This is a genomic window from Brevibacillus brevis NBRC 100599 (genome assembly GCF_000010165.1).
In the GTDB taxonomy this organism is placed as follows: domain Bacteria; phylum Bacillota; class Bacilli; order Brevibacillales; family Brevibacillaceae; genus Brevibacillus; species Brevibacillus brevis_D.
Genome location: NC_012491.1, coordinates 3,415,439 through 3,441,370, shown reverse-complemented (window position 1 = coordinate 3,441,370; position 25,932 = coordinate 3,415,439). Strand labels below are relative to the sequence as shown.

Sequence of the window (25,932 nt, the reverse complement as noted above, 5' to 3'; positions counted from 1 at the left end):
TGCGAAAAAGAAGGAGGATTGTGCGATGGAGCAAGGACAGGTGACGAAAGATTTTGATAAAGAAAGCTTGCTGGATGCAGACCGTTCGCATATGTGGCACCATATGTCCCCCTACAACCCAAATCCGATGATCGTAACGGAAGCGAGCGGATCGTGGATCACCGATATCGATGGGAATCGATACCTGGATGGGATGTCTGGCTTGTGGTGCGTCAACGTTGGCTATGGCCGACAGGAGCTTGCAGACGCCGCTTACGAGCAGTTGAAGCAATTGGCCTATTTTCCACTCACACAAAGCCATGTCCCTGCTATTCGTCTATCCGAGAAGATCAGCGAATGGCTTGGGGAGGAGTATCGCGTATTTTTTTCCAACAGCGGCTCGGAAGCGAACGAAGTCGCATTCAAGATTGCCCGTCAATATCATCACCAGAACGGGGAGCCTGGCCGCTACAAATTCATTTCGCGCCATCGCGCTTACCACGGGAATACGATGGGGGCTCTCGCTGCAACTGGTCAATCCATACGCAAGGAAAAATACGAGCCTTTAGCGCCTGGCTTCCTTCATGTGCCACCGCCTTACTGCTATCGCTGTCCGGCTGGAAAATCGTACGGCAAATGCAATCTGGAGTGCGCCCAATATTACGATCAAGTGATCAATTGGGAAGGCGAGAAGACAGTGGCTGCTGTCATCATGGAGCCGACCATTACTGGGGGAGGCGTCCTCGTTCCTTCGCCGGAATACATGCCAAAAGTTCGGGAAATCTGCGATAAGTACGGTGTGTTGATGATCGTGGATGAGGTCATCTGCGGATTTGGTCGCTCCGGTCAAAAATTCGGGCACCAAAATTTCGGAATCAAGCCAGACATCGTGACTATGGCCAAAGGTATTACGAGCGCCTACTTGCCACTTTCCGCAACGGCTGTGCGGGCAGAAATCGCAGACAAATTCAATGAGCAGGGGAATAATCTGCATTTCCGTCATGTCAATACATTCGGCGGCAATCCGGCAGCATGTGCACTTGCCCTGAAAAATCTCGAAATTTTAGAAGAGGAAAAACTGGTGGAGAGAGCCGAGGAACTCGGTGCAGAATTGCGTGCCAAGCTGGCGTTTCTCGCAGATCATCCATACGTTGGAGACATTCGCAGCTTCGGCTTCCTGATGGGGATCGAGATGGTAGAGGATCGTAATACGAAGGAGCCTGCGGCACCAGCGAAATTGACGCAGGTGATTACCGAGTGCAAGAAGCGGGGGTTAATCATCGGGCGCAATGGCGACACCATCCCGAGCTTCAACAATGTGCTAACACTCTCGCCACCGTTTACCACGACGAGTGATGATATCGATTTTATTTCGCAGGTGATGAAGGAAGCCTTTGATACATTGGCTTAGACGAGCTTGGACGAAAAGACGAATAGATGAAAGCAGCGGCAGGCCAGGAGATGCGAAAATCCTAGTCTGCCGCTGTTGTTATTCAACGATGGAGCTGATAGCGCTTTTGCAGCTTCGCTCGATGTGCGTCCAAAATTTCCTCAAAAGGAACCTCGTATTGGTTTGCCAGCAAGATTAAATTCCCAAGTACATCGCCTAGCTCTTCCACCAGCTCCTGTCGTGCTTCCGCTGCGGGCTTTTCCCCTTCATCAGGACGATCTCGACCGATTTCAATGGCGCGTACAGCTCTTGCCAGCTCGCCAGCCTCTTCCATCAGAAAACCTACACGAATAAACGGACCGTACCCAGTCCAACCTCGTTCTTGATAAAAATCTCCAACCCATTTTTGGAACTCAGTTATATTCATATATCTGTCCCTTCCTGATTTTAGTATAATTATATTACACGCAAAGAAATTTAGGAAAAGCCATTCTACTTCAACAAGTTTTGGGAGGATGACATGAAACGTATTTGTGTTTATGCAGGTTCCAATCCTGGTGTAAATCCACTTTTTGAGCGTTACGCCCAGGAGTTGGGTAAAGAACTGGTCTCTCGTGGTCTTGAATTGGTCTATGGTGGCTCTAGCATGGGACTGATGGGGCGCGTTGCAAATGCAGTACTGGAAGGCGATGGAAAAGCGATCGGCGTCATGCCTACAGGACTGTTCCGCGGAGAAATCGTACATAAAGGGCTGACAGAATTGCATGAAGTCCTGACGATGCACGAGCGCAAAGCGAAAATGATCGATCTGTCTGATGGCTTCATTGCTTTGCCAGGCGGATTGGGTACCTTTGAAGAGATTTTTGAAGTGGTGAGCTGGGGGCAAATTGGTATTCACCAAAAGCCAATCGGATTGTTGAACGTGGATGGTTACTATACGCCGTTGATGCAAATGGTAGAGCATGCGACTGAAGCCGGATTTATTCCTGCTATGCAGGGCGAATTGATCCTGTGTGAGAGTGATCCTGCTGTTTTGCTAGATCGGATGAGAGAGTACACACCACCAGTGAAAGTAAACAAGTGGTCAGAGTTGGATAAATAAGAACGTAAAAAATAACCCGAAGCCCTCCGATTGTGGGAGGATTTCGGGTTATGCTAGTTATTGACAGGATGAATGCAGGAGTGTTAATGTAGTTGATTATATCCCTAGTAAATACATAGGAATAATATTAATATGATTCGTCTTCATACGTCAGGAGGATTCTTCATGAACAGATCAGCGAAATGGCTACAACTCTCCACTTCGGCAGCCGTACTCTCAGCGGCGCTCGTTTTTCCAACGGCAGTCGGTGCAGCAACGAAAACAACGGTTGAAGCACATGCAGAGTGGAACAGCTTTTTACAGCAGCAATACGGTGTGACTTTTGACAAGACAGTGACTCGCGAGCAATTTGAGAAAGCGTTGCTCAAGATCGTATCTGCTACTACAAGTATATCGGAAAAAGACTTGTCAGCCAAAACTTTCTTGCCTGCATCCAAAGATTCCTCCAAGCTGCTTGTATGGGAAGCGGTCAGTGCTGCTGCAAAAGCGGCAGAGTTAAAAGAGCTCGGGTATACATATAGCGAGGAAAAAGTAGCGACTGCCTTGAAAAAAGCAGGGATTTCGTATAAAAAAGGCGGCACGCTTACCTTGCAGGCTGCACAAGAGCTGGCTGTGGCCGTTGACACGGGGCTTGTGTCCGCCAATGCCTTGAAGTCAGCTTCGGTAGAAGGGGCAGTAACCGCAGAGCTTGCGAGTCAATTGCTAGCAAAAGTAGCAGAATTCCATGGCTCAGCCAAAAACTATTTGGGAACAATCGCCGATGAAGAGATTTTTGGCAAGCTCGCTCAAGCATGGAATGAATCGCAAATCATCAAAGCTGGTGAATTGCAAGAGCTCGTAGACAAAGGCTTGAAGCAAAACCTGATTACTGGCTACAATCTGAAGGATGCTGCATTCGATCCTCATTTTGATCCACAGCGCACGATTACGTATGGGCATAGTGATATTGCTCACGCTATTCAATTAATCGCCCTCTTAAAAAGTGAAGGCGTCGATGCTAAGGTCCAATTTGAGCCAAAAACATCTGCCTTCATTTATCTGAAAGAATGGGGAGAGCCCGTTCAAACAGCCGATTATCAGGTGGTTCAGATTGAAAACGGCAACTACATTGCGTATGCCAAGGAGTACGATCTCAGCCTGGAATTCGACAGCGTAGAGGCGAAGAAGAAGTTCCAGCCACTTGTTTTGAAATATGCCAAACGGGATCAAGAGGACATGACCGGATTGCTCAAGGCTTCTTGGTGGCAGCCGCTTTATCATTCTCGTACGGAGCTGGCAGATTATGCTGTCATTACGAACAACGTGTTAAAAGACGGCCGTTATGTCGTGCAGTCTTTCTCCCTGAATGAAGAATCACCAAAAGTCGTAGAAGGCTTCCAGAAGCTGAATGCCAAGGTAAAGGTAGAGACATACAAGTTTTGGGTGGATCAACCGTTCTTTCATTATCTCAACGGCGAATCGAAGTAAAAACCGTGCATCGAAAAGCGTCCTTCCCTTCACAATATCGGGGAAAGGACGCTTTATTTTCTAACATGGATCATGAATGAAAAATTCCGTTTAGCGGATTTTGTCTATTTCTGGTATAATTTAGGGATAACCGTTGTTTTATGACGATAGTTGTATAGTCATGCTGATAGTTTGGGAGGGAATGAAGTGGAAAAGAAAGCGATAAGGCTACTGTTGTCCTGCTGTTTGTTCGCTTCGACAGCATTTGCAGCAAACGCATCAACGACAATGCCAACCTCAACGCAAAGCGGTACTGGAACATCCGTGCAGGCACCAGCAGATTTGTCAAAAGGGCTGCTCGTGAATACCTTCACTTCCCATCAGTGGAAACAAGATTCGCTCACAAAGCTTCTGGGGAAATCCGTAAAAGAATTTGATGATTATGTGTATTATCCACAAGGAATCAGCATGAAGTGGGACGAAAACAAGCAAGCGTTTGCCGTTCTCGTTGAACCTTCCTATAAAGGCGAAGTTCTAAAAGGGATTACGACCTCTAAAAGAAAAGACGAGATCATCCGAATCTTGGGTAAACCACATTTTTCAGATGAAAAGCTTGCGTTGATTGGTTATGCGGAACAGGGCTATCACTTGTTCTTCACGTTCACGCAGGATAAAGTAAAAGCCATTTCTATTTATCGTCGTGATCAGATCGCCGATACAAAAGCGCTTGTTGATATGGCTAAAAACTTGCAAGACTATGGTGAAAAATTAGGGGCACCCGCAGAATATGCTGATTTTTCTATCTTTGGTGCTTGGGGTAAGCCGGATTTTTCGTATCACCTTAGAGGAATCGGCACATACGCCTGGGAGTATCCTTCCAGAGGCATCGCCTACGATGGTATGCCAGATGATGCAACGCTAACCATCTACAGTAATTTTCCGAGCAAAGACAAGCTCGCGGATTTGAAAAACGTAAAGAACATCGTCTTTTCGAAAGAAGATTCCCTGTTCCTGATCGAAAAACTGAGAATCGAAAATGAAAAAGAAAAAATCGAATTGGCAAAAAAAGCCGGAATTCCTTCACCAGACAAGAAAAAAATTGCCGTGATAGATTCAGACAATTTGTACAATACCGCGAATCTACGTTTCTACCAGCCAGATTACACACCGCAAGCTCAACTGTTTCCAGGTTATTTTATCGATGAAGTAACATGGCTGGACAACAACTGGGTCATGTATCAGACCATGATGGGTGTGGGAGTTTATCATGTCGCTACCCATGAAAAGATAGAAATTGTAGGGATGGAGAAAAAGGCAAACGAGCCGTTTGATATGCTGGATGTCCTTTCAGTCAAGCCGGATCTGACGAAAAAAGCAATTGTGTTTGAAGTTAGCATGAAAGAGAAGAAACAGACTTACACGGTGCGCTATCAAATCACGGGTAACAAAATCACGTTCTCCAAGTAAAGAGTAGGAACTAGTGCTCTTTTTTGGCGCTGATGGGCGAGCTGGCTGCTTCCTTCTCGGCCAGATACGAGCGCATGCCTCGAACAAACAACTCACGAAGGACCTCCTGCTGCGTTTTGCTGCTGACAAGAGAGCGAATGAGCTCTAGCTCAGCTACCAATTCTGAATCAAGGTGAAGGTTGACAGTCTTCCCTTTGGTCCGTGGGTGCAGCTCGTAGTAATCCGTTGATTTTTTTACGATTCCTTCGATGACAAGAGCTTCGTCCAACCATTCATGGACAGGGATATACAAGCATGGTGCTTCTAAAATAATATGGGTCAGTTCTTCGCTAAAGCGTATAGCGAGGGTCTGGCCCTTTTTTTTATGCAAGTCGCGGATTTGTCGTGATCTCTCTTGATTGGCAACTGTATTTTCCAGCGTGAGTACGGCCAGTTCCATAGTGCCTCCTTACGGGATGAGCAGTTCTTCTTCTGGTACCGACAACAATACTTCTCCCGTTTTTTCCAATTGGACTTGGTAGGTGAAGTGCTGATCGCTTCGCTCGATGGATGTGATGATTCCCCAGCAGCAATCGCTCTTTCTTGTGAGTTGGACACGATCCAAAACCTCGTAGCTCGGGCGAAGATACCCTTTTTTATATAGATAAGTGAGTACGGATTCTCGAGGAAAAAGAAATCGTTTGTTTCCTTGTTTACTGACCAAAAGGGGGAAGGACTCCCGTTCGTCTATACAATCTCCTAAATAGCCTTGATCTGCCCAGCGTTTGACGGTAGCCATACTGCCAGCACGACCGGCTTTTGACTCCAGGATGTCGAGTATTTCGCGCGAAGAGAGAAACGCTTTGCGCTTTTCGAGTTGCGTCAGGTAGTTTTTGCGCTCGGCTTCCAATTGGCTGAGAAGCGCATGTGCTTCCGCGATTTTTTGTTTCACTATCCTGATCTCCAGGTCGTAATCCTTCATACGGAATGGCCCTTTCTACCTTGTTTGTTTTTATCCTATTCAAACATGAAATCATTCATGTCAATTCAAGCAGATTGATTTCGTTTCATTACTAGGCAAATACGAAATGTAACAATCATAAAAAAGCGAATTCGCACATTGATTAATAGCAAGCATGTTTAGATCTGGTGAGGAGGTTGTGGACCGATGAGCATTCCCAATGAGCTTGCAAAAAATTTCTCGGAAGTCGTGCCTGCCCTAAAACCGATGGAAGCCATCCATGAAGCGAATCGTTGCTTGTATTGCTACGACGCACCCTGTATTAAGGCTTGTCCCACGTCGATTGACATCCCTTCCTTCATCAAAAAAATTGCGACCGGGAATTTGTTCGGATCAGCCCGGACGATCATGGAATCGAATCCCGTCGGGGCGAGCTGCGCGCGCGTATGTCCAACCGAGGAGCTGTGTGAGGGTGCCTGTGTACTTAATTCAGCCTCCAAGCCCATCATGATCGGCCTGCTCCAGCGTCACGCGACAGACTGGGCAATCCAAAATCAGGCCACGCTTTTTTCAAAAGGCGAAGCAAATGGAAAACGGGTAGCCATCGTCGGAGCGGGCCCTGCGGGATTATCAGCAGCGCGTGAGCTTGCGCGCCTCGGCTACGCGGTTACGGTATTTGAAGCAAAGGAAAAAGCGGGGGGATTGAACACGTACGGCATCGTGTCGTTCCGTCTGCCACAGGAAATTTCGCTATGGGAAGTAGAGCAAGTAGAGGCATTGGGGGTAGAGATACGTACCCATACACGAATCGGCGAGGATGTGTCGCCAGATGAGCTACTTGACCAGTATGACTCCATCCTGTTGGCAGTCGGTATGGGCAATGTCCCTCAGCTGAATATCCCGGGAGAAGAACTGGAAGGTGTTCTCGATGCCATCGCACTTGTGGAGGAGACCAAGACCAAGCCACTATCAGACGAGATGCTAGGCAAAAAAGTCGTGATCATCGGTGCGGGGAATACGGCAATTGACGCTGCCACCTGTTCGAAACGGCTGGGTGCAGACAATGTCCAGATTCTGTACCGGCGGACCGTTCAGGAGATGTCCTGTTATCAGTTTGAGTACGAATTCGCCAAGCAGGATGGCGTAGAATTCCGCTGGCTCGTTGCCCCAACGCGTGTGCTCGAGGAAAATGGCCGAGTAAAAGGATTAGAACTGGTGCGCATGGAGCTGGGTGAGCCAGATGAGAAAGGAAGAAAGCGTCCAGTAGCAATTCCAGGCAGTCATTTTGTCATCGAAGTAGATTATGTCGTCAAAGCGATCGGACAAAACAGACATCTGTCCTTACTAGAAGCATTTGGGCTCCAACATCGCAATGGGATTGTCGAGGTCGAGGAAGGCACCTATCGAACCTCCCATGTCAAAGTTTACGCGGCGGGCGATGTCATTTTTGGTGGAGGCAAAACAGATGCGATGGTCGTCGATGCAGCCAATCATGGGAAACGAGCGGCTCATGCCATCCACCAATCGCTCAATGATCAAATACAGCCAGTATAAAGGAGGAGAACGATCATGGCAGATCTCAGCATTAATCTGGCGGGAATCCAATCCCCGAATCCATTCTGGTTGGCCTCTGCGCCGCCGACCAATTCAGGCTACCAAGTACAGCGAGCCTTTGAAGCGGGCTGGGGTGGCGCGGTCTGGAAGACACTCGGAGAGCCGATTATCAACGTCACCTCTCGCTTTGCCGGTCTGAACTTCGGGGGTCAGCGCGTCTTTGGTTTCAACAACATTGAACTGATTACGGACAAACCGCTTGAGGTCAATTTGAAGGAAATGGATGAAACGAAGCGGCGTTTTCCGAAGCACACGTTGATTGCGTCGTTAATGGTTGAACATAAACGGGAAGCATGGCACGAGATTGTCAAAAAGGTAGAGGCAATCGGCGTAGACGGTCTGGAATTGAATTTTGGCTGTCCGCACGGCATGGCAGAACGCGGGATGGGCTCTGCGGTTGGTCAGCATCCAGATTTAATCCGGCAACAGGTCGAATGGGTAAAAGAAGTCGCCCAAACTCCTGTCATCGTCAAGCTCACCCCAAACATTACGGACATTCGCTTTACTGCACGAGCCGCAAGCCTGGGAGGGGCAGATGCCATCAGCATGATCAACACGATTAACAGCTTGATGGGGGTTGACCTCGACAAATGGCTGCCGATCCCACACGTGGATGGAAAAGGGGCGCACGGCGGCTATTGTGGACCAGCAGTCAAACCAATCGCTCTGAACATGGTCGCAGAATGTGCACGCGATCCCAAGGTTGGTATTCCGATCTCTGGTATTGGAGGAATCTCTGATTGGCGCGATACCGTTGAATTTCTGCTGATGGGTGCAACAGGTGTTCAAGTATGTACAGCTGCCATGCATCATGGATTCCGGATCGTCGAAGACATGATTGATGGGCTTACTAATTACCTGGATCAGCGCGGAATTGCCTCCGTGATGGACATTGTCGGAAAAGCCGTGCATACGTACTCGGATTGGGGCTACTTGAATCTTAATTACAAGGTCGTGGCACGCATCCATGAAGAGACCTGTATCAATTGCAACAAGTGTCATATCGCTTGTGAGGACACCTCGCATCAATGCATTGACATTGTTCCTGATGCAGTAACAGGCAAAGAGCGCTTGGTCGTACGAGAAGAAGATTGTGTGGGCTGTAATTTGTGCTCCATCGTTTGTCCAGTGGAAGGAGCGATCGAGATGGTCGAGATCCCGAGCGACAAAGCCCCTCTCAGCTGGAATCAGCGGCAGGCTGCGTTGGCTGCGGGTGGTAGCTGCGAGCTGTAAAGCAATCATGTTTTCGGCGTGGGATGCATAGCGTGTACAAGGGAAAGCATGTCTACTCAGCGACGGGTTGAAGGGGAGATGATCATCGGATGAAAAAATGGATTCGAAATGGCACAGTCGTGACAGCGTCAGACACGTATCAGGCGGACATTTTGATCGAAGGGGAAAAGGTAGTCGCAATTGGCTCCAAACTGGATGGGAAAGATGCCGAAATGATCGATGCTACCGGGTACTACGTTTTCCCAGGAGGGATTGACCCACATACCCATCTCGATATGCCTTTTGGCGGAACGGTTACTTCCGATAACTTTTATACAGGCACGAAGGCAGCAGCCTTTGGCGGGACGACGAGCATCATCGATTTTTGCCTGACAAATAAAGGGGAGCCATTGCATTCATCCATTTCGACCTGGCACGAAAAAGCAAGAGGGAAAGCGGTCATTGACTACGGCTTTCACCTGATGGTTTCAGATGCGAACGATCAAGTGCTCGAGGAATTGGGAGCAGTCGTACGAAATGAAGGGATTACTTCGCTCAAAGTATTCATGGCTTACAAAAATGTACTGATGGCCGATGATGAGACGTTATTTAAAACATTGGTTCGCGCTAAGGAACTAGGTGCGCTGGTACAGGTCCATGCAGAGAATGGAGACGTTTTGGATTATTTGATCAAGCAGGCAATTGCAAAAGGGCAGACAGACCCCGTGTACCACGCCTACACCCGCCCTCCTGAAGCGGAAGGAGAGGCGACAGGACGTGCAATCGCATTGACTGCACTGGCAGATGCCCAGCTTTATGTTGTGCATGTATCTTGTGCAGAGGCAGTGCGCCGGATCGCAGAGGCTCGGGAAAAAGGATGGAATGTGTACGGGGAGACATGCCCGCAATATTTGGTACTCGACATTACGGATCTACAGAAGCCGGGTTTTGAAGGGGCGAAGTACGTCTGGTCCCCCCCACTCCGGGAAAAGTGGAATCAGGACGTCTTGTGGAACGCGTTGAAAAACGGCATCTTGCAAACGGTTGGTTCCGATCATTGCTCCTTTAATTTCTCCGGACAAAAAGAACTGGGGCTGGGGGATTTCACAAAAATCCCGAATGGTGGACCAATCATTGAGGACCGCATGCGCCTCCTCTTCTCGGAAGGCGTAGCAAAGGACAAGATCAGTCTCAATCAGTTCGTCGATATGACCTCTACAAAAGTAGCCAAATTGTTCGGGATGTTCCCGCAAAAAGGAACGATTGCGGTAGGTTCGGACGCGGATATTGTATTGTTTGATCCAACGGTGAAGCGCACGATCTCTGTTGAAACACACCATATGAATGTCGACTACAATCCATTTGAAGGGATGGTGGTGAACGGCGATATCATTTCTGTGCTTTCGCGCGGCTCATTTGTCATTCGTGATCAGCAATTCGTCGGTCAAGCCGGGACTGGACGCTTTGTAAAACGATCGACCTTTGCAAGACCGTAATAAGGGAGAGCGTAAAAAGGCGAGGAGGGCGCATATGGCAGATATCATTCGCATCGGCTTGATTCAGGCAAAAAACGATGTCCACGGAGACGAACCGGTTCATTTGCACAAAGAAAAAGCCATAGAGAAGCATGAGAGGATGGTGCGGGAGGCGGCAGCCAAAGGGGCACAAATCATCTGTCTGCAAGAAATCTTCTATGGCCCCTATTTTTGTGCAGAACAGCAACCGAAATGGTATGAGTCAGCGGAAGAAGTCCCAAATGGACCGACCGTGCAACATTTCTCTTCCCTTGCCCGTGAATTAGGAACCGTACTCATTTTACCTGTGTATGAACGCGTAGGGATCGGAACGTATTACAATACCGCCGCTGTGATTGATGCGGATGGCACGTATTTGGGCAAATATCGCAAGCAGCATATTCCGCATGTCGGAGTGGGAAGCAGCGGCTGCGGATTCTGGGAGAAATATTACTTTAAGCCCGGCAATCTCGGGTATCCCGTTTTTGAAACCGTTTTTGCCAAGGTTGGGGTGTATATATGCTATGACCGACATTTTCCAGAGGGCGCACGATTGCTTGGCTTGAACGGAGCCGAAATTGTATTTAATCCGTCTGCGACGGTAGCGGGCTTATCCGAATACTTGTGGAAGCTCGAGCAGCCTGCTCATGCTGTAGCCAATGGTTACTATGTGGCAGCGATCAATCGGGTAGGGACAGAAGCGCCGTGGAACATGGGAGAGTTTTACGGACAATCGTACTTGGTCGATCCGCGCGGACAATTTGTCGCCATGGGGAGCCGGGATCAGGATGAGGTCATTCTCGCTGAAATGGACCGCAACACAATTCATGAGGTGCGAGATACGTGGCAATTTTATCGGGATCGCAGACCGGAGACCTACGAAAATATGGTAAAGCTATTACCTTAAGAAAAGAGTGAGGGAGGTGCCGGTTACGCGCCTTCCTCCTTTTCACATCATTGGAAGGATTCCATCAGAGTCAAAAGGAGCGTTCAGGGATGAGGCAGATTGTATATCGAGGGGTCGAATACGGTGAGGGACTTCGTGTCGTGAAAGCGCAAAAGTATGAGAGAGCAGAAAGGCGTCATTTTACAAACGGTGCGAGTGCAAAGGCAGTGTTTGGCGCTGGTGTTTACTTGGTGAGCAATCCGGAAATCGCCGCACAGTATGCGATTTGTCATGCAGAAACCAATGGAGAGAAGGCAGTGGTGCTGAGTCAGCAGCTTCATTTGCAGGGTCTCGTTTGTTTGGACGAGCGCTATGGGGAAAATGAACTGCGCATCGATGCATTGCGTGCTGCTTTTTCAGAAGAGGAACTCGAACAAAGACAAAACGGAATGGGCTATGAAGAGTGGCTGCAATGGACAGGGGACAAGGTGCGTGCGTATTTGATTGCCTGTGGATACCGGGGGATTCGGTATCGAATCAGCCCGGAGCTAACGTATTATATTTGCTATGAGCCTGACGTTCAAATCGAAGAGATTGCGATACTATCTGTGCTCGATGTCAGTCCATTTAAAATAGAGTAAGTGAGTAAACGAAAGACTGGCAAGCCCAACGGGGCAGCCAGTCTTTTTCGGTAGCTTGCGATTAGGAAGCAATTGTTTGTTTGTTGTTTGCCGTGATTTTCTCATAATCGTTGGCACTCAAGATCGAACCATCATTTTTCATCATCCATGTGTAAATCACAAGGGAAATTAGTAATCCGACAGTCCAGGCATTGTCCCAAATAATGGATAAGCCCGGAATGTATTTACTAATAAAAGGAATCGCAATCCCGATGAGCATCGCCCAGATGGCTCTGCCATTAAAACCCGTTTTGTAGGTGTAGATTCCATTTGTTTTGTACAACTCTGTTAAATGAATACGCCGCTTGCGCACAAGCCAATAGTCGGCGATGGCTATTCCGTCAATCGGACCTAACAAGGCTCCATATGTGCCGAGCCATAAAAAGATGTAGTTGCCGAAGTTCTCTAAAATGTACCAAGGCTGCAACAAGAGCGACACGACCCCAGCGATGAGGGCGCCGGCTTTATAGGAGAGACGGCGAGGGGCTAGATTTTCCACTGCCCGGGCAGGAGCGACGATATTGGCCGCTACGTTGGTCGTCAATGTGGCAAGAATAATTCCAATCGTTCCAAGGAAAATGGCGAAAGGCGAGAATTTAGCCAACACGGCAGCAGGGTCCCACAACGCTTCTCCGTAAATTACGACAGTAGCAGAAGCGACTGCAACTCCGATGAATGAGAAGAAACCCATCGTGGTCGGTAACGAAGAGGATTGTCCAATGACTTGGGCTTTTTGACTTTTGGCATACCGACAGAAATCCGGAATGTTGAGGGCCATCGTTGCCCAAAAAGCAATGGCTCCCGTCAATGCTGGGAAGAAAACCTTCAGAAATTCAGCAGTGGTAGTGAATTTCGAAGGTGCAGAGAGCATCGGTCCCCATCCGCCTGCTTTCGTTAGCGCCCAGACGAGAAGAGCCAAACTCATAATGATCAGGATGGGAGCAGCCCAAGCCTCCATTTTTTTGATCGCTTCGGGACCGCGATAAGCGACCCATACGTTTAACAGCCAAAAGCCAAAGAAGGATATCCAGAGATGTCCGGGAACATTTGCCCAGCCTGTCATCGACATGAGGAGTGTATCGATGGCAGCACCTCCGAACCAACAGTTGATGCCAAACCAGCCTGCACCAATCAAACCGCGAGCGACAGCAGGGATGTGCGCTCCTTTGGAGCCAAACCAGAGGCGCGCAAAAACTGGATACGGAATGCCAAATTTCGTCCCGGCATGAGAGTTAAGGAGAATGGGAATAAGGACAATACAATTACCGAGAATGATCGTCAAAATGGCCTGCCACCAGTTCATACCCAAGGAAATTAACCCTGCCGCCATTGCATACGTTGGCAAACAGATCGACATACCAATCCACAAGCTGGCGAAGTTGTAAGATGTCCAGGTGTGCTCTGCTGTTCTCGTCGGTCGAAGACCTTCATTATAAAGCGGACTGTTCTTGATTGCCTCTTCGCCTTCCTTCGTCAGGGTAACAATTCCATTTGATACCGTTTGCGTCTTCACTTCTTTCCCTCCTTTGCTTTTCAAGATGTCTCGTATTCGGACAAGCTCCCCAGTTTGTCTTGAATACAAGTTGTAACATTATATTGGGGGAAAGAAGGCCTAATACCTGAATTTTCGTCGTAAAAAGATAGCCTGCAACGACAAGCTTCGCCATTGACAATGGGAATGATTCTACCTTTTTACCTAATGAGGGTGGTAAGATGAAGCAAGGGGTGAGCAAGCTGTGACGACAAGAAAAATCCATATGTCTTTGCAAACCAGAATGATCTTATTAATTACTATCGTTATTATTCTGATTGTTTCGTCAATTGGAATGGTATTTTCTTCCCTTGTTGCGTCTTCGATCGAAGAGCAGGTGGGCAAAAAAGCATTAAGTGTGGCGAAGATCGTTGCCAGCGATCCTGAGTTGCGTAGTGCTTTTTCAAGCAATGATCCTCCTGCGCTCATTCAACCTATCGCTGAAAACGTCCGTGTTCAAACCGGAGCAGAGTTTGTGGTCGTGGGAAACCATGAGGGAATTCGGTATGCGCATCCGATTGCGGATCGGATTGGAAAGGAAATGGTGGGAGGAGATAACGAGCCTGGACTCTCGCATGGTCAATCTTACATATCGAAGGCGGTTGGCAGCATGGGACCATCATTGCGAGGGAAGGTGCCGATCAAAAATGAAGAAGGGGACATTATCGGAATCGTTTCCGTTGGGTTTCTGCTAGAGGATATCGAGGAGGCCATTGACCTCTACCAAGACCGTATCTTGATTCTGACTCTTCTCGCTTTGTTGTGCGGTGTTGCTGGTGCCATTGCACTCAGTCGCTATTTAAAGCGCTTAATTTTGGGATTGGAGCCGGAGGAGATCGCATCGTTGTACGTAGAGAGAAATGCTGTACTGGAGTCAGTCCGCGAAGGCATCGTGGCGATTGACCGCAATAAACGCATTACAATGATGAACAAGGCTGCCATTCGTATTTTGAACTTACCGGAAGACGAGTTTCATCGCAAAGAAATAGTGGAAGTGCTACCAGACAGTCGTATGCCAGAAGTTCTGGAATCAGGCGAGCATCAATTCGATCGCGAAACGATCATGAGCGGAAAAGAAATCATTGTGAATCGACTTCCGATCAAGTTCGGGGGGAAGGTCGTAGGAGTGGTCAGCAGCTTTCGACCCAAATCGGAAATTGACCAGCTAGCTTCTGAATTGTCCCAAGCGAGGCGTTATGCGGACGTACTTCGCGCCCAAACACACGAATTTCACAATTTGTTGTATACCATTTCCGGCTTGTTGCAGCTTGGTTCGATTCAGGAAGCGGTCGAGCTGATTACGAGTGAAACGTCCGCACAACAAGAGATGATTTTATTTTTGGCGAAGCAAATTCCTGACCCATTAATAGGCGCGTTGCTGTTAGGCATGCACAATCGAGCCAAGGAGCTGAAAATTCAATTCGTCATCCATCACGACAGCCACTTGAAGGAGCTCCCGCCGACGATTAACCGACAACAGATCGTGGTTTTATTGGGGACACTGATCCAAAATGCGATGGAAGCTGTCAACGAGCCATGTGTCGAGCACAAACGAGTGGAGTGTTATTTGTCTGACACAGGCGATGAGATCATGTTTGAAATCGAGGACTCAGGACCGGGAGTTGGGGAAGAACTGCGAGAAAAAATATTCGAACACGGCTTCTCAACGAAAAAAGGCGAAGATCGTGGAATTGGTCTGGCCAAGGCGCATGGAATCATTAATGAATGGGATGGCTATATTCTCGTCGGCAAAAGCGAGCTAGGAGGCGCACTTTTCACAGTATCTCTACGCAAAAAAATGGAGGTGGCATCTTGAGAAAACTGGAGGTTCTCATCGTTGAGGACGATATGCGGATTATCGATATCAACAAGCGATTTGTCAGCAAGATTGAAGGCTTTGAAGTCATTGCTACAGCAACGAATGGGACGGATGCCAAAGAATTACTGTCTTGTACGCGCCCCCAGCTCGTTTTGTTGGATGTGTATCTGCCTGACATGCTGGGAACGGAGCTGGTCTGGCATATTCGGCAACATTACCGCGAAGTTGACGTGATCATGATCACCGCAGCCAAGGAAATGGAAATGGTACAGGAAGCACTGCGCGGCGGAGTGTATGATTACATCGTCAAGCCGCTGGTTTTCGAGCGTTTTCGTGAACGGCTGGAAAGCTATCGCAAGCATGTCATTCGGACGAGAGAAGCCGTCGAGGTAGACCAGGAAGTCATTGACCAAATGCTGACCAGAAGACTGGTCGCCCCGAAAAATCGAGATGTGCTTGCTCCAAAAGGAATTGATCTCTTAACGTTGGAAAAGGTGATCGAAGCGATCAGACAGACGGGAGACAAGGGGGTCTCGGCGGAGGAAATTGGCCGCGAGATTGGAACCAGTCGAACAACGGCGCGACGGTATTTAGAATACTTGGTCCTGGAAAAAAAGGCGCGTGCTGACTTGATTTATGGCACAGTTGGCAGACCGGAGAGAAAATATCGCTATCTTCCGTCATGTTCCATGAACAATATGAACAAAAAGTGATTAATTTTCAAAATAGACCTTATGCACGAAAACTATTCCCCTGGCTACCGCGGTGGTACATTATGTTCAAGCGTGATAGCGCTTACAAATAAGCGGGTTAAGGGGGATATTTGCTTGATAAAAAGAAAAAAAGTGCTAATCACATTGTCCACTTTTCTTACACTAGTTTTGGCTGCTTGTGGTGGAGGTACCGGAAATACGGGAACAGCAACTCCCGGAGCGCAGCCTGCCCCAGAGGCATCCAAATACCCGGAAAAGCCGATCGTGTATGTAGCTCCATCCGGTGCAGGTGGGGGCTGGGATAAGACAGCTCGCTCGGTAGCAAAGGTGTTAGTAGAAAGCAAGCTGGTGACAGAAACCATCACGGTAGAAAACAAGCCGGGCGGCGGGGGAACCGTGTTCTTGGCTGAGTATGTAAGCAAAGACAAAGGCAATCCTTATAAATTATTCGTGAGCTCTCCTCCTATCTTGATTAACCATAACAAAAAAGAGGGGAACAGCCCATTTGGCTACAAAGAGGTCACACCATTGGCGCAAATGACGAAAGATTTCGGTACTCTTGTTGTAAAAGCGGATTCACCTCATAAGGACATCAAGAGTGTGCTGGATGCGATCAAGGCTGACCCTAGCAAAATTACTCTGGCAGGGGGCTCTGCTCCTGGATCGATGGACCATCTGATCGGCGTATTACCAGCAGCTAAATATGGAATTGATCCGAAAAGCGTCAAATACGTCTCGTATGATGGCGGTGGAGAAGCAATGGCAGCCTTGTTGGGCGGGAATGCAGACATCATTGCAACGGATGCTTCCAGTGTGGGTGAATATTTGAAAGCAGGGAAAATTCGCGTGCTGGGCGTTACTTCTGATGAACGTCTCGGCGGCAATTTGAAAGAGATCCCGACATTAAAAGAGCAAGGCATTGATGCGACGTTCACGATTTGGCGCGGTGTTTTCGGTCCGGCTAATATGCCAGCAGACGCAAAAGCTTACTGGGATGCCAAGCTGAAAGAGCTTTCCAAGCATGAGGCATGGGCCAAAGAATTGGCGGCAAACGGTTGGGAAAGCGAGTACAAGGACGCTGCTGCTTTCTCAGCATTCCTGGACGAACAAGATAAGCAGGTCAAAGAACTGTTGACATCACTGGGAATGTCGAAGTAGGGAGAGGAGGGGCATCCCCTCCTTTTTCCACACCTTAGGAGGTATACATGAACCTGATGTTTGATCGGATCGGTAGCCTGTTCTTTGCGCTTGTAGGTGCACTCTTTATTGCTGAAAGTCAAAATATTTCGTCTAGTGCGTATGGAAGTCAGGTCGGACCGAATATGTTTCCATTCGGACTTGGCGTCATCCTGATCTTGTTGAGCTTGCGACTGTTGTGGGAGACCTATAAGAAAGGCGTGGTTGCTTCCACATCCGAGCCGCAGAGTCCACTGCGTTATAAGCGGTTTTTATTCATTTTGGCAGCGACAGTTTTGTATGTTTTGTTGCTGGAGCAACTCGGTTATGTTATCGCGAGCTTCGCATTCCTTCTGTATGCCTTCACCATGATGGGCAGTAAAAGCGTACTTAAATCGGCAATCGTTTCCTTACTGTTTTCAGTAGGCGTTTATGTCATCTATGTGCATTTGCTAAAAGGTACGCTTCCAGGACTACCTGCCTGGCTAGGCGTATAGGGAGGGGATAGATTAGCATGAGTGCCTTGCAATTTTTGGCGGATGGTTTTCTCGTTGCCTTACAGTGGCATAATCTGGTCTTTGCCTTTATTGGCGTCCTGATCGGTACTGCGGTAGGGGTCCTTCCCGGCATCGGTCCGATGAGCGGCGTCGCGTTACTGATGCCCGTTACGGCTTCCTTGACCTCTGGCTTGCCTCCTGAGAGTGCGGCGGCTAGCGCACTGATTTTGTTGGCAGGCGTTTACTATGGTGCGATGTACGGTGGCTCTACGACATCCATTTTGTTAAATACACCGGGTGAATCCTCCTCTGTCGTCACGACATTGGATGGCTATCAGATGGCCAAACAGGGACGTGCTGGCGCAGCGCTGTCGATTGCAGCGATCGGTTCTTTTGTCGCGGGGCTAGTAGCGTTGATAGCGCTTGTGTTTTTAGCTGATCCATTATCCGATCTCGCTTTGAAATTCGGCCCCGCTGAATATTTCTCCCTCATGCTTCTCGGTTTGTGTGCGGTCAGCGGACTGGGGGGTAAGTCGATGACGAAAGCCCTCATTATGACAGTCATGGGACTGTTGCTTGCGACAATTGGGATGGATACCGTTTCGGGTGTGGCGCGATTTACTTACGATATTCCCGATTTGTACCAAGGCTTGGAGTTTCTCACGATAGCAGTTGGTTTGTTTGCCCTTGGAGAAGTGTTCAAGACGATAATCGAAGACGATCAATCCTCAAAGGAAATCATTAAAGTAGGGAGGGTACTGCCTTCCAAGCAGGACTTGAAAGAAAGTGCCGGACCGATTACACGCGGGTCGTTGCTCGGCTTTTTCATTGGTGTTTTGCCTGGTGCTGGCGCTACCCTCGCATCCTTCTTCTCGTATATTTTTGAGAAAAAGCTGAGCAAAGATCCTAGCCGCTTTGGAAAAGGAGCGATCGCAGGTGTAGCAGCACCGGAGTCTGCAAACAATGCTGCTTCTGGCGGTGCGATGATTCCACTGTTGACGTTGGGCATTCCCGGCTCTGGTACCACTGCGATTTTGATGGGTGCCTTATTGATGTATAACGTACAGCCGGGGCCACTATTGTTTAGTGATCATCCACAGATTGCTTGGGGCTTGATTGCTAGTATGTTTATTGGAAATGTCATGTTGCTGGTTTTGAATATGCCTTTGGTAAAAGTGTTTGCCAAAATTATTGAAACACCGTCCCATTTCCTGCTTCCGCTCATTATCGCGATTTCCGTTTTCGGTGTGTACGCTGTGCAAATCAGTACGTTTGACCTGATTTTGCTTGTGATTTGTGGGGTAGCTGGCTATTACCTGACGAAAAACGACTTTCCACTGGCACCACTTGTCCTCGGCCTTGTTTTGGGACCGATGATCGAAAATAACATGAGAAGAGCGTTGACCACCTCGAATGGCGACTTCTCAATCTTCTTCACGAAGCCGCTTTCCGCTGCTTTTCTGGTTTGTGCGGTTCTGTGGTTGCTGATCCCTCTACTCTTAAAACGCAGAGGGAAGCAGGTCATTATCAGTGAAGAAGCGTAACCTCATCTTTTTTGTCTTGACAGCTTCCTCGCAAGCCCGTATCATTGGAAAAATTTCGAGGAACTGTTCTGCCTGATGATTGAAGCAGAACAGTAGAGGAGAGACAGACATGTTAAACATTGAACCTGTTATCTTGGAAGGCAAACAGGTCCGATTGGAGCCGCTCAGAATGGCTCATGTGGACGGAATCAGGGAAGCAGGTGCATACGAAGAGATTTGGCCGCATATGTCCATAGCCATTCGAACGAGAGAAGATGCTCAGGCTTTTATCCTGCAGGCTTTAAAAAATGAACAAGCCCAATCAGAATTGCCATTCGTCATCATTCGCCGAGCAGATGAGCAGATCATCGGGAGCACGAGATTCTTAGGGATAGCGAAAAAAGATCGTGGGCTGGAAATCGGGTTTACATGGCTGACCCCATCCGTCTGGAAAACGGGTGTCAATACGGAATGTAAATGGCTGCTTCTGCGCCATTGCTTCGAACAACTGGGGTGTATTCGCGTACAGCTCAAGACAGATTCGCGCAATTTGAATTCGCAACGTGCCATTGCCCGAATCGGTGGCATTCGAGAAGGTGTCCTGCGTAATCATATGGTGATGCCAGATGGATATATTCGCGACTCGGTATACTTCAGCATACTCGATCGTGAATGGCCAGAGGTCAAGCAAAAGCTGCAATTGTTGCTGTTTGGTGAATAAAGACTTGGATTGATTGAAGGGCGTTCAGAGCATGTGTACAATAGGGGTGAACCAAGAGGGTTTACTCTGACAAGACCCGGAAAAGAGGGTATACATGAGACTGCGTTTGTCGACACCGGGCTATTTATTGTTGCTCGGGGATCTGATCGCCTTTGTGCTTTTTGTTTATTACGGAAAAATCATTCATAACTACCCAGTCACGGTCATGGGAATGATCGAAACATTAGCGCCTTTCCTCGTAGGATGGATCATTGCGATTCTGCTTTTCAAGAGCTACGGACACCGAACGTATGAATCTGCGGGCCGACAATTATTATCGGTACTGATTACTTGGACAGTAGCGGCACCCATTGGCTTACTGATACGCTCCTGGTGGACAGATGTACCGACTACGCTTATTTTTGCAGGTGTGACTTATTTCATCACGCTGGCGTTTTTGTTTGGATGGCGCGTACCGTTCGCCATCGGCTACGCGATCTACAAACGCAAGAGAGTACTGGCAACCAGCTAATAAAGTGACCCGAATTGGTTACGCTATCCTATGAACGACGTAGGAGGTGAATCAATTGGGAAAGAACAACAACAGCAAAGACCTCGGGAAAAATCGTGGTAAAACGCTGGATGAAAATGATCGCAACACAAATTTGCGACAATCGAATCATAATGATCGAAATGAAGGAACTGCAAAAGACCGCTGAGCAATCAGCGGTTTTCTTCATTGATACAGGTCATGATGTGATATAATAGATTTTGTTTTTCTAGCGAGTGGAGGGAAACGTATGACGGAACCGATGCAGAATGTACAGCCGGTGACCTTGTCGTCACAGGCGTTTTTACTTTTGTGCAGACTATATGATGGCTGCTATGACGAATTAAATCAAAATGAGCAGATTCGCGAACTTGTGGAGTCCATCGGGGATATTTTGTTGGCGGGTGTAGAGACATTGGAGAAACAAGAAACCAAGCCCAAAAATATTACCTTTCCACTTACCGTGCAACAAGCATTTTTCTTGCGTCGTCTCGTGATTGAGTTGTTGGCTCAGTCGCCTACGGACAAAGAAGACCGAACGACACAATGGCTACAGGAATGTGTGACAGCACTCGCTGGAGGCGGTGTCCAACCTAATGTCAAGCACTCGTGAGCTGCATGTGATTACGAGCGGTCGACATTCGCTTGATGACGCAATGCGAATGGCAGAAGCTGCTTATGCAGGTGGTATGAACTTTTTACACATACGGGAAAAACAGCGTACCGCAAAGGAATGCATGAACTGGGTAAAGGCATTGTCGAATGTTATCCCCCTTTCGTCCTTGATCATGAATGATCGGGTGGATGTGGCAGCTGCGTCTGGTTGTGCTGGTGCTCACCTGGCATACCATAGTCTGTCTCCTGCGGAAGCGAGAATGGTACTGAAGACTGGTCAAAAAATAGGGCGTTCTGTCCATTCCGTTGTGGAAGCACAGGAAGCCATTGCTGCAAAAGTCGATTACTTGCTCTACGGGCATATTTTTGCGAGTGGTTCGAAGCCGGGTCTTGCGCCAAGAGGAACAAACGAACTCGCGCAAATGACGGCAAGATGGCATGTGCCGATCATCGGACTCGGTGGTATCACACCAGATCGGACGACGCATGTTTTGGAAGCGGGTTGTGCGGGCATTGCTGTCTTATCGGGGATCACAGATGCAACGGATGCCAAGTCAGCAGCCAGCGCTTATCGAGAGGCATTGGATCGTTGGGAGGGGAAATAAAGCATGCGTGATAGACAAAGACTTCGAGAAAAGATGGGTGTATATTTTGTCATTGGCACGCAGGATTGCGGGTATTCCAGTGAAAAGACCGTGCAAACTGTGGAAGCAGCATTACGCGGTGGAGTGGGCACGCTTCAGCTACGCGATAAAGGAAGCAAGCTAACTGCTCAGGAACAATATGAGTTGGGCATTCAGTTGCAACAGCTATGCCGTGAACATGATACCGTATTTTTTGTGAATGACGATGTAGATCTGGCGATTCGCTTACAGGCAGACGGCGTTCATGTTGGGCAAGATGACATGACGTTGTCAGAAGTACGAGCCAAAGTTGGCTCTGAGATGTACATTGGTGTTTCGGCAGGTACAGTCGAAGAGGCACTTGCTGCCCAAAACGGTGGCGTCGATTGTATTGGTGTAGGAGCGATGTTCGCTACACGTTCCAAGGCAGATGCTGGTGAGCCCATCGGACCAGTTGGGCTAGAGGAGATCCGCAAGGCTGTCGGTCATGACTTGCCTATCGTCGGGATTGGTGGTATCACACTGGAAAATGCCACTGAAGTGCTTGCTGCGGGGGCCGATGGCGTCGCGATTATCAGTGCGATCAGCCGGGCAGAATCACCTGAAAAAGCAGCCCAAGCGCTTCAGCGGATTGTACGAACTCGTTAGCACGGACAAAGCGACGATTACATAAGGTAGGGTAATAGAAACAAACCAGGATGATGCAATCATGGCGATCAAAAGGAGGTGAAGCCGATGAAAAATCGGATTTACCGCATCGGATATGAATGGGTGAGCAAGCGGGAATTGCTCGAGCGATTGTTCATGACCGACTGCATTCTTATCGAACACAAGCGAATTCATCCCCCACCGGAGGATCAAGATACAGAATTGCCACCAGAAAAAGAAACTCATGCTGTTTTAGTTCGCAGTCAGCGCCGCCCCGGCGAATGGGTGACGTTTAACGGGCTATACGAAATACAGACGAGAGAGCCCATTCCCTGGATAGATTCACCGCTGGAGTATCATCAATTCGGCGTAGAATTGATTCCTGGTAATATTCGTAGGGAAAAGGCACCTCAAGGCAGGATACCAGCGCGAACCAAGCTGCAAATCGCAGCTGTTCGACAAGATACGGTATTTGTCACGGTTCCTGGGCATCCGTCCAGACGTTACGAAATGTCGTTGGCTCACGCTCGATTTGCCAAGGATAACCCGACAGAATTGGAAATGAAGCTGCAAGTATACGCTTTTCCTCCACGTAACGATATTTTTGTGGATTGGTTATTGAAAGAAGGGCGCAAAACAGGAATCATTACGCGCTCCAATCAGGAAAGGGTAGAAAAATCTGCTTTTCAGGTGTGGGAAGATCTACGCCAAGAATACGGAATTAGTGTCAGTGCAGCATTGATTGCGATTAAACAGGCACTCATTGTTCTCGATCGTGCTGGTGTCGAGACTGACTTCCCATATCCGCCCCAAGAGCGATCGGATATATCTTTGTTCAGTGAATCGGAGCGAGATGCTTTTTATTCCTACCAATCCGTTCGATGTTCGATGGCCGCTGTTGCTGCCTTGCTGACGGCAGACCCGAAAGATCCGTTGCAGGATACACTCTTGATGGATATCATGCTCGAGCAACAAATCAACCGCAGGCGCGAATAGCGTTTGCGGTTTTTAGGTTTTTCGCCAAAGGAGTAGTATAATGGAAATTGGTAGATGAACCCAATGAAAAGGACGTGTGACCCATCATGTATGTATCTATGAACAGACTGACTGTACCAGCAGACTACCAATCCCATTTGGAGCGTGCATTTGGTAATGGAGGAGAACGGATGAAGGAGGTTCCTGGTTTTTTGGAGTTCCTTTTCCTGGCACCTACGGAAGGTGACGAATACATCGTGTTTACGAAATGGACAGATGAAGAATCGTTTAAAAATTGGACGGAAAGCGAGGCTTTCAAGCGCGCACATACAGGAACCAATCCAAATAGCCCGGTAAAATCGGATTTGCGCAATTACGCTGTCAAGTCCCATTCATAAAGCGAAAGCATTTGTCTCTATGGGGGCAGATGCTTTTTGGATTGGTTGACGAATAAACATCCTTGACCTTTTTATGCTCGATCGTGATATGATAGAAAATGTTGGGAAAGCGGTTTCAGTCAAACACGGTTAGGAGGTGAGGGTCTCCGAAAGCGGCAATAAAAGCGCGCGATAATAGGATGCTAGCCGAGATTGTTTGTCTGTAAGGATAAGAAGAGAACCTGATTGGATGGTGTCATTCTCTGCACCAGGATATCATCAAGCCGCTTTACATCTTGTCTCATTTGCGTCCATAATAGAGCCTATACATACTTGGGAAAATAGCCTCAATGAAGCACGGAGAAAAGGAGCCAGAGTGTTTTGAAAAATCGAATAAGTAAGTATCTTACTCATTTGGTCCCTGCGGCGGTGGCCAAGACGTTTTCCTTTCTTTCAGATCATCATTACTCTGCTTTGCTTCTAGAAGACCGCGAAAATACAGAGGCTTTGTTTGTTCAGCAAATCACGAAATGGATTGAAGTAGTAAATGCAGTCGACACGTGTGCATTCGAGCGAGAATGGAGCGAAATGGCGTGAAATGGCGTACCAATTTTCGTTGCTCGGAATGAATCTTACGTATTTACAGCAATTTTTGCGCAAGTGTCGAGACGTTATTTTCGAAGAAATGAATAACAACGCATTTTCTCTTGCCACGACGGAAATGGAGCGAGTAGAGCTTTTGCAAGCACAGCTTCGTCTCTATCAATCGATGGACTACATATTGCAACAAATGGACGATGTTTTCAACAAAAATTCGCATCAATTTCCAATTGAAAAAACACCAACTTCTCCTACAAGTGACACCAAAGGAGAAAATGTAACCATGCTCGCTGAACAGGAGCTTGTCCAATTGGTTCTACAGTCCAGTGATATTGCCGTTTTGATGATTGACCGCCAGCTAAGAGTCATTGAGGCGAATTACGCGGTCTGTCATTTATATGGCGTGGATCGGAATCAACTCATTGGTGAAAACATTGATCATGCCCTTCGCCCTCATGTAAGCGAGCGTTTTGTCCAGTGGGTGATTGAACGCGGGCAGTCCGGTCATTATGTTGCGGAATACAGAGGCAAATGGACGACAGTGAGTACGAGCCCCATTTATTACAGTGGAGAGATGTGGGGAGCGATCGCCGTTCTTCGGAATGTTACGGAAAGCAAAAAGTACGAAGAAGAATTGAACAAGCGTGAAGCGCTGGCAGCAGTGGGGCAATTGGCTGCCGGGATGGCACATGAGATTCGGAATCCACTGACAGCCATCAAGGGCTTCATTCAGTTATTGCGGGAGCAAGGGGAAGCAAATCGTAGTGAATCCTATTTTTCTGTTATCTTAACGGAAATTGAACGCATTGATGGGCTATTGAATGATGTCCTTGTTTTGGCACGGTACAGGGATGATAAAATCGTATCGGAACGTTTCTTAGTGATGGACGAATTATATGGCGTCATTCGTTTACTGGAGCCAGAAGCCAATCGAAGAGGAATCAAGCTAGAGCTGGACATTGCACAAGGCGAGTGGCATGTGTTTGGTCATCGTTCACGAATCAAGCAAGCCATCTTAAACATCTTGAAAAATGCGCTGGAAGCATTGATGACCCAAGGCAACCTCGTTCATGTGAAGGTATACTCCTCTCTCAATCAAGTAATCATTGTTGTGGAAGACAACGGACCTGGTCTATCAGATTCTTGCCTGCAAAATTTATTCGTTCCTTTTTATACGACCAAACAAGAGGGAACGGGGTTAGGTTTGTCTACGACACAACGCATCATCGCGGATCACGGTGGCGAACTCTATGCGGAAAACTCTCCGAAATGGAAAGGAGCCCGCTTTGAGATACGTTTACCTCTTTCCATTTCCTAAAAAAACAAAATAGCATTGTGACTGTAGACGGATCGAA

The 25,932-nt window shown here is 48.0% G+C and carries 28 protein-coding genes; 24 read left to right on the top strand and 4 right to left on the bottom strand.

The annotated features are described in order from the left end of the window. Window positions 1-25 precede the first annotated feature (25 nt). Window positions 26-1,390, top strand: coding sequence for an aspartate aminotransferase family protein (locus BBR47_RS16355; protein WP_015891536.1), 1,365 nt, complete (start codon window positions 26-28; stop codon window positions 1,388-1,390). 82 nt (window positions 1,391-1,472) lie between these two features. Here BBR47_RS16355 and BBR47_RS16350 read toward each other — a convergent pair whose 3' ends face one another. Continuing rightward, window positions 1,473-1,796 (bottom strand): MazG nucleotide pyrophosphohydrolase domain-containing protein, encoded by a 324-nt coding sequence (locus BBR47_RS16350; RefSeq protein WP_015891535.1) that lies wholly within the window; start codon window positions 1,794-1,796, stop codon window positions 1,473-1,475. 93 nt (window positions 1,797-1,889) lie between these two features. On the opposite strand from BBR47_RS16350, the gene BBR47_RS16345 reads away from it, so the two are divergent. The 3 genes from BBR47_RS16345 to BBR47_RS16335 all read left to right on the top strand — a co-directional run bounded on the left by BBR47_RS16345 (window position 1,890) and on the right by BBR47_RS16335 (window position 5,384). Next, window positions 1,890-2,471, top strand: a complete 582-nt coding sequence (locus tag BBR47_RS16345) for a TIGR00730 family Rossman fold protein (protein WP_015891534.1) — start codon at window positions 1,890-1,892, stop codon at window positions 2,469-2,471. 165 nt (window positions 2,472-2,636) lie between these two features. Beyond that, window positions 2,637-3,938, top strand: coding sequence for a hypothetical protein (locus BBR47_RS16340; RefSeq protein ID WP_015891533.1), 1,302 nt, complete (start codon window positions 2,637-2,639; stop codon window positions 3,936-3,938). Between the two features lie 186 nt (window positions 3,939-4,124). Beyond that, window positions 4,125-5,384 carry a hypothetical protein gene (locus BBR47_RS16335; RefSeq protein WP_015891532.1) on the top strand — a complete coding sequence of 420 codons (1,260 nt, stop codon included), beginning with the start codon at window positions 4,125-4,127 and terminating at the stop codon, window positions 5,382-5,384. A 10-nt stretch (window positions 5,385-5,394) separates the two neighbouring features. Here BBR47_RS16335 and BBR47_RS16330 read toward each other — a convergent pair whose 3' ends face one another. Then, window positions 5,395-5,823 carry a hypothetical protein gene (locus tag BBR47_RS16330; RefSeq protein WP_015891531.1) on the bottom strand — a complete coding sequence of 143 codons (429 nt, stop codon included), beginning with the start codon at window positions 5,821-5,823 and terminating at the stop codon, window positions 5,395-5,397. 9 nt (window positions 5,824-5,832) lie between these two features. Beyond that, window positions 5,833-6,315: a hypothetical protein gene (locus tag BBR47_RS16325; RefSeq protein WP_231850487.1), complete on the bottom strand. Its 483-nt coding sequence runs from the start codon at window positions 6,313-6,315 to the stop codon at window positions 5,833-5,835. A gap of 216 nt (window positions 6,316-6,531) precedes the next feature. Here BBR47_RS16325 and BBR47_RS16320 point away from each other — a divergent pair, with 216 nt between their 5' ends. The 5 genes from BBR47_RS16320 (at window position 6,532) to BBR47_RS16300 (ending at window position 12,191) form a co-directional block, all read left to right on the top strand. Then, the gene (locus BBR47_RS16320) at window positions 6,532-7,878 is read left to right on the top strand and encodes an NAD(P)-dependent oxidoreductase (protein ID WP_015891529.1); all 1,347 of its coding nucleotides are present in this window, start codon (window positions 6,532-6,534) and stop codon (window positions 7,876-7,878) included. Between the two features lie 15 nt (window positions 7,879-7,893). Further along, the gene (gene preA / locus BBR47_RS16315) at window positions 7,894-9,171 is read left to right on the top strand and encodes an NAD-dependent dihydropyrimidine dehydrogenase subunit PreA (protein ID WP_015891528.1); all 1,278 of its coding nucleotides are present in this window, start codon (window positions 7,894-7,896) and stop codon (window positions 9,169-9,171) included. A gap of 89 nt (window positions 9,172-9,260) precedes the next feature. Next, entirely contained in the window at window positions 9,261-10,646 is a 1,386-nt protein-coding gene (hydA, locus tag BBR47_RS16310) for a dihydropyrimidinase (RefSeq protein WP_015891527.1), read from the top strand. 34 nt (window positions 10,647-10,680) lie between these two features. Then, window positions 10,681-11,571 (top strand): nitrilase-related carbon-nitrogen hydrolase, encoded by an 891-nt coding sequence (locus tag BBR47_RS16305; protein WP_015891526.1) that lies wholly within the window; start codon window positions 10,681-10,683, stop codon window positions 11,569-11,571. Window positions 11,572-11,660: 89 nt separating this feature from the next. Continuing rightward, complete coding sequence (locus BBR47_RS16300) at window positions 11,661-12,191, top strand: hypothetical protein (protein WP_015891525.1); 531 nt, start codon at window positions 11,661-11,663, stop codon at window positions 12,189-12,191. Between the two features lie 61 nt (window positions 12,192-12,252). On the opposite strand, the gene BBR47_RS16295 is transcribed toward BBR47_RS16300, so the two are convergent. Further along, window positions 12,253-13,743 carry an NCS1 family nucleobase:cation symporter-1 gene (locus BBR47_RS16295; protein ID WP_015891524.1) on the bottom strand — a complete coding sequence of 497 codons (1,491 nt, stop codon included), beginning with the start codon at window positions 13,741-13,743 and terminating at the stop codon, window positions 12,253-12,255. A 223-nt stretch (window positions 13,744-13,966) separates the two neighbouring features. Between BBR47_RS16295 and BBR47_RS16290 the strand changes: the two genes are divergently transcribed. The 15 genes from BBR47_RS16290 to BBR47_RS16230 all read left to right on the top strand — a co-directional run bounded on the left by BBR47_RS16290 (window position 13,967) and on the right by BBR47_RS16230 (window position 25,895). Next, window positions 13,967-15,577 carry an ATP-binding protein gene (locus BBR47_RS16290; protein ID WP_015891523.1) on the top strand — a complete coding sequence of 537 codons (1,611 nt, stop codon included), beginning with the start codon at window positions 13,967-13,969 and terminating at the stop codon, window positions 15,575-15,577. After that, window positions 15,571-16,293, top strand: coding sequence for a response regulator (locus BBR47_RS16285; protein ID WP_173362223.1), 723 nt, complete (start codon window positions 15,571-15,573; stop codon window positions 16,291-16,293). Before BBR47_RS16290 ends, BBR47_RS16285 begins: the two co-directional genes overlap by 7 nt. A gap of 117 nt (window positions 16,294-16,410) precedes the next feature. Further along, a complete protein-coding gene (locus BBR47_RS16280; protein WP_041749875.1) occupies window positions 16,411-17,451 on the top strand; it encodes a tripartite tricarboxylate transporter substrate binding protein in 1,041 nt (346 codons plus the stop codon). Between the two features lie 47 nt (window positions 17,452-17,498). Continuing rightward, a complete protein-coding gene (locus tag BBR47_RS16275) occupies window positions 17,499-17,966 on the top strand; it encodes a tripartite tricarboxylate transporter TctB family protein (protein WP_015891520.1) in 468 nt (155 codons plus the stop codon). 17 nt (window positions 17,967-17,983) lie between these two features. Continuing rightward, the gene (locus BBR47_RS16270; RefSeq protein WP_015891519.1) at window positions 17,984-19,510 is read left to right on the top strand and encodes a tripartite tricarboxylate transporter permease; all 1,527 of its coding nucleotides are present in this window, start codon (window positions 17,984-17,986) and stop codon (window positions 19,508-19,510) included. Window positions 19,511-19,619: 109 nt separating this feature from the next. Further along, complete coding sequence (locus BBR47_RS16265; RefSeq protein WP_015891518.1) at window positions 19,620-20,210, top strand: GNAT family N-acetyltransferase; 591 nt, start codon at window positions 19,620-19,622, stop codon at window positions 20,208-20,210. A gap of 94 nt (window positions 20,211-20,304) precedes the next feature. Then, on the top strand, window positions 20,305-20,721 hold the full coding sequence (locus BBR47_RS16260) for a DUF3054 domain-containing protein (protein WP_015891517.1): 417 nt from the start codon (window positions 20,305-20,307) through the stop codon (window positions 20,719-20,721). A 55-nt stretch (window positions 20,722-20,776) separates the two neighbouring features. Next, entirely contained in the window at window positions 20,777-20,908 is a 132-nt protein-coding gene (locus BBR47_RS31810; RefSeq protein ID WP_255413062.1) for a hypothetical protein, read from the top strand. 81 nt (window positions 20,909-20,989) lie between these two features. Then, entirely contained in the window at window positions 20,990-21,352 is a 363-nt protein-coding gene (locus BBR47_RS16255) for a hypothetical protein (protein ID WP_015891515.1), read from the top strand. Continuing rightward, window positions 21,336-21,959 carry a thiamine phosphate synthase gene (locus BBR47_RS16250; protein WP_015891514.1) on the top strand — a complete coding sequence of 208 codons (624 nt, stop codon included), beginning with the start codon at window positions 21,336-21,338 and terminating at the stop codon, window positions 21,957-21,959. Before BBR47_RS16255 ends, BBR47_RS16250 begins: the two co-directional genes overlap by 17 nt. 3 nt (window positions 21,960-21,962) lie before the next feature. Next, the gene (gene thiE, locus BBR47_RS16245; protein ID WP_015891513.1) at window positions 21,963-22,625 is read left to right on the top strand and encodes a thiamine phosphate synthase; all 663 of its coding nucleotides are present in this window, start codon (window positions 21,963-21,965) and stop codon (window positions 22,623-22,625) included. Window positions 22,626-22,712: 87 nt separating this feature from the next. Further along, the gene (locus BBR47_RS16240; protein WP_041749469.1) at window positions 22,713-23,621 is read left to right on the top strand and encodes a hypothetical protein; all 909 of its coding nucleotides are present in this window, start codon (window positions 22,713-22,715) and stop codon (window positions 23,619-23,621) included. 86 nt (window positions 23,622-23,707) lie between these two features. Continuing rightward, window positions 23,708-23,998 carry an antibiotic biosynthesis monooxygenase family protein gene (locus BBR47_RS16235; protein ID WP_007727197.1) on the top strand — a complete coding sequence of 97 codons (291 nt, stop codon included), beginning with the start codon at window positions 23,708-23,710 and terminating at the stop codon, window positions 23,996-23,998. Between the two features lie 360 nt (window positions 23,999-24,358). Beyond that, the gene (locus BBR47_RS31600) at window positions 24,359-24,574 is read left to right on the top strand and encodes a hypothetical protein (protein WP_015891511.1); all 216 of its coding nucleotides are present in this window, start codon (window positions 24,359-24,361) and stop codon (window positions 24,572-24,574) included. A gap of 1 nt (window position 24,575) precedes the next feature. Then, on the top strand, window positions 24,576-25,895 hold the full coding sequence (locus BBR47_RS16230; RefSeq protein ID WP_015891510.1) for a two-component system sensor histidine kinase NtrB: 1,320 nt from the start codon (window positions 24,576-24,578) through the stop codon (window positions 25,893-25,895). Window positions 25,896-25,932 lie beyond the last annotated feature (37 nt).